We start from the raw sequence: 7569 nt of genomic DNA, 5'->3' as shown, positions 1-7569 counted from the left end.
TCAACAACTAATTCTGTTTGTGCTTCACTAAGGTAGCCCTCAGAACCACCATTATCCGATGTTATTTTTTGACTGGTGACATAATCATTTAAATGTCGAGTAATACTTGTTTTGTGTTTTCGTAGCGCCTGAGATATTAACTCCTCAGACCAACCTTCAGCAGATAATAAAATCGCTTTTATTCTATCGCACTCGCGCTTATCCCTGCTCATTTTATGGCGAGATTCTAAAATCTTTTTTTGCTGATAGGATAATGATATTTGCATATAGACAGTTTGATCTTTTAAATTTAAATTTCAACTTAATTTTCCTAAATGAGAAGTCTTTTCAAAGATCATGGGTATAGACAGTTTGATCTTTTAAATTTAAATTTCAACTTAATTTTCCTAAATGAGAAGTCTTTTCAAAGATCATGGGTATAGTTATGCAAAGATGCACTTACATCCCGGAGAAGAGGCTTATTTTAGTGAAGGTAGAGCGCATCATTGCCTCACCATAAATAATACAAAAATTGCTAATGCTATTTGCGCTGATAGTAGCCACTCTTCTCATTACTCAGTGTGTTCAACAAGGAGCAACTGTTTATATAGCAGGTGTCATGATCACTGAAAGTGGATATGAGAGTGATAGCCTAACAATGAAAAATTATGCAAACGAATTTAATATACTTGTTGCGATGGCTAACCATAATCAACCGACAGGAGGCAGTTTACCTATTGAAAAAAGTGCAATTTGGTCAGCGACTGGGTTACTCGCGATGGCGAATGAAACAGAAGATGTACTTATTATTGCTGAAAAATCTCACTGTGGTTGGTCTGCCCAAGTTGTTAAAATATAGTATTTAAAAGGCTAATCTTTTACTGCTTTAGCCTTCTAGCTTAACGCTTTGCTTGTGTAAAAAGATTAAAAAAGTTATCAGAGGTCACTTTCGCTAACTCCTCTACACTTACCCCTTTTAAGTCAGCAACAAATTTTGCGACATCTGCGGTAAACGCGGGCTCATTCTCTTGCCCTCTGTGTGGCACGGGTGCAAGATAAGGTGCATCTGTTTCGACTAATAATCGCTCCAAGGGGATCTCTTTTATCACTGCTTGTAATTCTTTGGCATTTTTAAAAGTGACGATACCTGAAACAGAGATATAAAAGCCCATCTGCATTGCTTCAATAGCCATCTCAAGTGATTCTGTAAAACAATGCAGTACACCACCGACTTGATCTGCCCCCTCTTCTGTTAATATGTCTAAGGTTTCTTGGCGCGCTGCACGGGTATGAATGATCAAGGGTTTATTAAGTTTTTTAGCAACACGAATTTGTTTACGAAAACAGTCTATCTGCCAATCTTTAGTTTCAGGTGCATAGAAAAAGTCGAGTCCTGTTTCGCCAATGGCAACCACTTTATCGCTACTTGCGTATGCTAAAAGTAATGCTTCATCGAGCACCTCATCTTTATTCTTTTCATCATAATAAAGTGGATGCACACCACAGCTACTAAATATCTCATCATGTTCTTTAATAAGTTCAGCCATCGCAGGGTAATCTTTGAGCGTGACACAAACACTCATAAAATAGTTGATCCCTTTTACTTTTGCTTTATTGATAACATCGTCTAAATTTTTATGTTTTTTGTCATAATCTAAACGGTCTAAATGGCAATGTGAATCAACTAACATACAGCTTGTTCCTTAAACTCTTTTTTAATTTTTATTAATAACGCAGAAATAAGTAACTCTTTTTTCAAGCCTGAATGCTCAACTAATAGAGCACGGGTTTTTAACAGTTCACTATTGAGATAACGCAGACTCTTCAGGGTTATCTGTTCACTCCATATTTGCAATTGAGGCAATGCAAAAAAGTAAACTGCATCATCATTTAAACCTTGCCCTGTCAGTTTGAGTTTATGCAGATCATGCAACATGAAAAACAGCAGCTGTAAACGAGACTCAACCTCTTTGCCAAGGAACTGGCTAAAATCAAACAAGCTTTCAGCTTGATTAAGCAAGGTAAACAGCCCCTCAACACAATTTCGGCGTTCATCCGTCGCTTCACCTTTCTGTAATGCTTTTAAATGATTAAGTAAAATTAACGGGCAGTTTTGAAACTGTCGTAAAACCCCTTTATCTGTCACGGCTACGCCCTGTTGCTCAAGCCAACTGGTGAGTTGTTTATCATTGGGACTATGAAGATGGGTATGCTGAACACGGCTATACAGAGTTGGCATCAGTTGATGATGCGTACGGCTCAACAGAATAAGGTAACTATTACCCTGTGGCTCCTCTAAGGTTTTTAAAAGCGCATTGGCAGCCGCAGTGCTGAGTAGTTGTACATCTTTAATAACAACGACTTTATTGTCACCTAAGTGTGGGCGTTCATTGAGTGTATTAATTAAGCTACGTACCTGTTCAATGCCAATCGCTTTATTATTCTCACTTTGTAGTAGATGAAAATCTAGATGATTTTGTGCATCAAATAAGTTGCAAGCATGACAGTTTCCACATGAGCCGTTACTCTGTTTGTTATCACATAAAAGATATTTTGCACTGCGCAGTGCAAGTTTAAATTTCCCTAAGCCCGTACTGCCAGTAAAAAGCAGAGCATGTGCAAAACGGCTATTTTGATAGTTCTGTTTAAGGGTTTCAAAAATAGGATCAAGCCAAGGCGTAGGCACGTTTGATTGTGGCATCTATGTTAAACTCGCTAACCAATGATCAAGCTGTTTGCAGATCGCTTTTTCAACGAATGTGGGTGTTTGACTTGCATCGATAGTCACCGCATTTTTCTCTTTTTCCACTAACTGCAAAAACACCTGACGAGTGCGCTCAAAAAAATCAATAGCCAAACGCTCTATTCTGTCTAACTCGCCACGACCACGCGCACGACTAAGACCAAGCTTCGGATCAATATCTAAATAGAGGGTAAAATCCGCTTTAAAATTGCCTAAAGAGACCTGTTTTATCGCTTCAATCAATGTACGTTCAATGCCACGTCCCCCCCCTTGATAAGCGAGAGAGCTCCAGTTATGACGATCACCAACCACAATATGATTGTTTTTTAGCGCAGGTTTAATCACATGCTCAACCAGTTGCACACGCGCTGCATACATAATAAGTAGCTCCGCTTTGTCCTGTAACTCTTCACCCTGTACATCCATTTTTACAATATCACGCATCCGCTCAGCAAGTTCAGTACCACCCGGCTCACGTGTATAAGTGATTTTATCATTAGGCATATTTTGCAGGGCAAGCCATTTACCGATATAAGCGATGGCAGTGCTTTTCCCCGCTCCTTCTAATCCTTCAATAACAATAAATTTATTGGCTAATTTTTGTTGAGATGACATGTTATTTTCCTAAAATATATTTTCTAACGGCGCGATTATGCTCTTTTAAGTTTTTTGAGAAATAAGAGGTACCGTCTCCTTTACTCACAAAATAGAGATACTTTGTTTTTGCGGGGTGTAGGGTCGCATACAATGCAGCTTCGCTGGGCATTGCAATTGGCGTAGGAGGTAAGCCATTAATTTGATAAGTATTATAAATTGTTTTTTCACGCAGATCTTTACTGCGAATACGCCCTTTGTAGCGATCTCCCATGCCATAGATAACAGTAGGATCCGTTTGTAAGCGCATCCCTCTGCGCAAACGATTTACAAACACGGATGATATTTTGTCACGATCATCCGACAAGCTACTTTCTTTTTCAATAATAGAGGCCATGATCAACGCTTCATAAGGTGTTTTATAAGGCAGTCCTTTTTCTCTTTCAGACCACAATTTTTCAAGTGTTTTTGATTGGTGGAGATACGCCTTTTTCACTATTTTATAAGCACTCATATTGGCGCTGTAATGGTAGGTTTCAGGAAACAGTAACCCTTCCAATTTTTTATGCGGGATGTTTAATGATGCTATTATTTGTGCTTCTGTTTTTTGCAGTGGCTTTAATAGTTCAGCATCGTTGATGCTAGAGATCCACTCTTTAAAGGTACTGCCCTCTACAAAAGTAACTCTGAACTGGTACTCTTTACCACTATTAATCATGCGTAAAATATCTTGTAAATTAAACCCCTCTTTAATTTGATACGTGCCAGATCTTATTTGCGTTAACTCAGGATGTAATTTACCAATGACTTTCCACCAGCGTAGATCGGTAACAATTGACTGTGCTAGCAGGTTATCCCCTAAACGAGAGTAATGACTGCCCTTTTTTACGATAATCAGCTGGGTTTTATCAAGTAAAGGTTTGGTTAAATAATCATCTATCTGTTGTTTGGCAAAAAATAGGGCAATGAAAAGCAACGCCAATAAAAGTAAAAATGCACTGGCTATTTTTTTAAAGCTCATTTATGAATTTCCTTGCTTAATTAAAGATTGTAACGACCGACAGAGTGAGGGTTCAAAAACCTGTTGTTGGTACTGATTGACCGGTACAATGCCCATCAACGCATTGGTTAAACAGAGTGCTTTCGCCCGTTTAAGCGCATTAATATGAAGTTCAGTTTCTACCACCTCTATACCTGCTTTTTTAGCCAATAACATCACTTGCCTACGTTGTACCCCTGCTACACCACATCGATCAAGTAGGGGTGTTTGCCAAACATTATCAAGGTAGATAAACAGGTTGGCGCTACAGGTTTCAATCACAACACCTTGGTTATCACAAACAATGCCCTCAGTAGCTTGCTTGTTCTCAAGCTCTTTTTTTATCAACACTTGCTCTAAACGATTTAAAGTTTTAAGCCCTGCAAGTTGCGAATTACTGCCAAGCTGTGATTCACACAAAATCAGTTTGATTCCTTGCTCTTGCCACTGTTTATAAAAATCAGGATAAGCACTGGTTGATATAATGCGTTGTGGTGAATCACATCCTTGGGTGCTATAACCTCGCCCACCACTGCCACGCGTGAGGATAATTTTTATCACACTTTGTTTTTCATGTGCAACTGTTTTTGCAACGTGTAAAACCTCAGCACTTAATTGTGACCAATTAACAGCAGGAAAAAATAGCTTTTTAACACCCAATTGTAGACGTTGTAGATGAAAATCCCACAGCTGCACCTGTCCATATTCCACTTTCATGGTTGAAAATAGACCGTCGCCATAAGCGAGACCTCTGTCTATTGCACTAATTTTATCTGATTCAATTCCGTTAATTAACATGGTCTCTTTCTTACTGACATAAAAAAACCCGACATTAAATCGGGTTTTTATTGTATACCAGTTAACGCTCAATATGCAAAATTCAGCAAGTCGAGAGGTGAATAGATTCTAGGCAGAAAGCTGAAGATCTAACGGGTTAAATCAAAACTTTCTAACACCGAAGATATCTTCCTCTCGGCTTGCCTCATGGGTCGTTAGCTTGCAAACCAATTCTACGTTACAATATTCGATAAGGGCTAGCCATTAAAGAATGAAAGTCTTTTATTTCATTCTACCGATAGAGGATTAATGTCTTTTTATTAATCTCTCGTAAGGCCATCATATTGCGCCTTGCCTTGGTATACAAGCTAACGACTGAATAAAGCATTTTGAGTGTTAACTGGTATTACATTATTTTAAAAAATTAGATACGTTTGAAGATCAGTGTACCGTTTGTGCCACCAAAACCAAATGAATTTGAAAGTGCATATTCAATATGAGCAGGACGTGCTTTACCATCGGTTACGTAATCTAAATCACAGCCTTCACTTGGGTTAACCAAGTTAATTGTTGGTGGTGCAACTTGGTCGCGCAGTGCAAGTATACTAAATACCGCTTCAATTGCCCCCGCAGCACCTAATAGATGACCTGTCATCGATTTTGTTGAACTCATCATCACATCTTTGGCAGCATCGCCCCAAACACTTTTAACCGCATTAGTTTCAGCAATATCACCTGTGGGTGTTGAGGTACCATGTGCATTGATATATTGAATTTGTGATGGTTTAATTTTTGCATCTTTGAGTGCATTTCTCATTGATTGTGCAGCGCCCGCACCATCTGCTGGCGGTGACGTCATATGGTGAGCATCACCACTCATACCAAAACCAACAAACTCAGCATAAATTTTTGCGCCACGTGCAACCGCATGTTCATACTCTTCAAGTACTAATACGCCAGCACCATCACCTAATACAAACCCATCGCGAGACTCATCCCAAGGACGACTTGCTGTTTCTGGTGAATCGTTACGCGTTGAAAGTGCGCGCGCAGCAGCAAAACCGCCCATACCTAATTCACTTGACGCTTTTTCAGCACCACCCACTAGCATCATATCCGCATCGCCATATTGAATCATACGTGCGCCTAAACCGATACTGTGTGTACCTGTTGTACAAGCAGTCGTGACCGCGATATTTGGCCCTTTAAGACCATTATTGATTGATACATGACCCGAGATCATGTTAATAATCGTTGCAGGGATAAAAAATGGGCTAATTTTACGCGGGCCACTTTTATCAATATTACGTACATTTGTTTCAATGGTTGAGATTCCACCAATACCAGAGCCGATTGCAACACCGATACGATCTGCGTTCTCTTCGGTAACGATAATACCAGAGTCTTTTAAAGCCTGATCTGCAGCCGCGACACCATATTGAATAAAGGCATCCATTTTACGCGCCTCTTTCTTAGACATGTAATCTTCAACATTGAAATCTTTGACCAGACCTGCAAATTTACAAGCAAATTTTTCAGTATCAAAATGTTCAATATTTGAGATACCACTTTTACCTGCTTGAATCGCTTCCCATGAAGACTCAACTGAATTACCAACTGGCGTTAATAAACCTAAACCTGTGATCACAACTCTACGTTTTGACACTTTATTCTCCTCAAATAAATTACTGAACAATTTCTCTAACTAATCATTCTACGCTAAAAACAGTTAGTTAGAAAAACAGAAAAGGCGGTCATAGACCGCCTTTAAAATATTTTTCACTTATACCCGTGAACCCGTTAGACCCTCAGCTTTCTGCCTAGAATCTGTTCCTTCACAATTTGCTGAATTTTGCACTATGAATGGTGACGGGTATAGGCTAATGATTAACCGTTGTTTGTAACGTAATCGATAGCTGATTGAACAGTTGTAATTTTCTCTGCTTCTTCATCAGGAATCTCAGTATCAAATTCTTCTTCAAGCGCCATTACTAGCTCAACTGTATCTAAAGAGTCAGCACCTAAATCGTCAACGAAAGAAGCTGTGTTTACAACTTCATCTAGTTGTACACCTAGTTGCTCAACGATGATGTTTTTTACGCGTTCTTCAAGATTGCTCATTTTTATTTTCCTTTGTGAATACGCTTTATGCGTTAATGGCGGTAGTTTATGCTATCGCATTTTATTTTCAAGTATTCTATCACTGGTTAGACCAGTTATTTTTGGATTTTAATCAATTAATTGATAAAAGCCAAATTTTTGTTTATTGAGTTGAACTTTTCTGTTTTTTTATTGTACAAAAAAACCGAAATGATAATTTAGACTAAGTGATGGTGCTAAATACAAGGCGAAAGCGCGGAGCTTGGTTGCTTTTACCCTAAGCACATTCACTGATGTTAAGTCAGTTGCTTTGAGTTCAAGACGAAAGCACGCAACT

General features: G+C 38.9%; 9 protein-coding genes. 1 reads left to right on the top strand and 8 read right to left on the bottom strand.

Going from position 1 to position 7569, the window contains the following annotated elements; translation table 11 throughout:
* Positions 1 to 266, bottom strand: a 266-nt coding sequence (locus tag G322_RS0115735; protein ID WP_022942691.1) for a helix-turn-helix domain-containing protein, incomplete at its 3' end; no start/stop codon positions are given.
* Positions 267 to 598: 332 nt separating this feature from the next.
* Here G322_RS0115735 and G322_RS22450 point away from each other — a divergent pair.
* Positions 599 to 838 carry a hypothetical protein gene (locus G322_RS22450; protein WP_022942690.1) on the top strand — a complete coding sequence of 80 codons (240 nt, stop codon included), beginning with the start codon at positions 599 to 601 and terminating at the stop codon, positions 836 to 838.
* Positions 839 to 878: 40 nt separating this feature from the next.
* On the opposite strand, the gene G322_RS0115725 is transcribed toward G322_RS22450, so the two are convergent.
* The 7 genes from G322_RS0115725 to acpP form a co-directional block, all read right to left on the bottom strand.
* The gene (locus G322_RS0115725) at positions 879 to 1670 is read right to left on the bottom strand and encodes a TatD family hydrolase (protein ID WP_022942689.1); all 792 of its coding nucleotides are present in this window, start codon (positions 1668 to 1670) and stop codon (positions 879 to 881) included.
* Positions 1664 to 2680 (bottom strand): DNA polymerase III subunit delta', encoded by a 1017-nt coding sequence (gene holB / locus G322_RS0115720; protein ID WP_022942688.1) that lies wholly within the window; start codon positions 2678 to 2680, stop codon positions 1664 to 1666. Before holB ends, G322_RS0115725 begins: the two co-directional genes overlap by 7 nt.
* Positions 2681 to 3337: a dTMP kinase gene (gene tmk / locus G322_RS0115715; protein WP_022942687.1), complete on the bottom strand. Its 657-nt coding sequence runs from the start codon at positions 3335 to 3337 to the stop codon at positions 2681 to 2683. It abuts the gene before it with no gap.
* Between the two features lies 1 nt (position 3338).
* Positions 3339 to 4337 (bottom strand): endolytic transglycosylase MltG, encoded by a 999-nt coding sequence (gene mltG / locus G322_RS0115710; protein ID WP_022942686.1) that lies wholly within the window; start codon positions 4335 to 4337, stop codon positions 3339 to 3341.
* Positions 4338 to 5153, bottom strand: coding sequence for an aminodeoxychorismate lyase (gene pabC, locus G322_RS0115705; RefSeq protein WP_022942685.1), 816 nt, complete (start codon positions 5151 to 5153; stop codon positions 4338 to 4340).
* A 403-nt stretch (positions 5154 to 5556) separates the two neighbouring features.
* Positions 5557 to 6798: a beta-ketoacyl-ACP synthase II gene (fabF, locus tag G322_RS0115700; RefSeq protein ID WP_022942684.1), complete on the bottom strand. Its 1242-nt coding sequence runs from the start codon at positions 6796 to 6798 to the stop codon at positions 5557 to 5559.
* 221 nt (positions 6799 to 7019) lie between these two features.
* Complete coding sequence (gene acpP, locus G322_RS0115695) at positions 7020 to 7253, bottom strand: acyl carrier protein (RefSeq protein ID WP_022942683.1); 234 nt, start codon at positions 7251 to 7253, stop codon at positions 7020 to 7022.
* Between the last annotated feature and the right edge of the window lie 316 nt (positions 7254 to 7569).

It is taken from the genome of Psychromonas hadalis ATCC BAA-638, assembly GCF_000420245.1.
Lineage (GTDB): Bacteria > Pseudomonadota > Gammaproteobacteria > Enterobacterales > Psychromonadaceae > Psychromonas > Psychromonas hadalis.
This window is presented reverse-complemented; position numbering and strand designations above follow the sequence as displayed.

Excerpts from the sequence above, each read along its gene's own strand:
- G322_RS22450 (WP_022942690.1), top strand. The coding sequence starts at position 599 with ATGATCACTGAAAGTGGATATGAGAGTGATAGCCTAACAATGAAAAAT.
- G322_RS0115725 (WP_022942689.1), bottom strand. The coding sequence starts at position 1,670 with ATGTTAGTTGATTCACATTGCCATTTAGACCGTTTAGATTATGACAAA.
- holB (WP_022942688.1), bottom strand. The coding sequence starts at position 2,680 with ATGCCACAATCAAACGTGCCTACGCCTTGGCTTGATCCTATTTTTGAA.
- tmk (WP_022942687.1), bottom strand. The coding sequence starts at position 3,337 with ATGTCATCTCAACAAAAATTAGCCAATAAATTTATTGTTATTGAAGGA.
- mltG (WP_022942686.1), bottom strand. The coding sequence starts at position 4,337 with ATGAGCTTTAAAAAAATAGCCAGTGCATTTTTACTTTTATTGGCGTTG.
- pabC (WP_022942685.1), bottom strand. The coding sequence starts at position 5,153 with ATGTTAATTAACGGAATTGAATCAGATAAAATTAGTGCAATAGACAGA.
- acpP (WP_022942683.1), bottom strand. The coding sequence starts at position 7,253 with ATGAGCAATCTTGAAGAACGCGTAAAAAACATCATCGTTGAGCAACTA.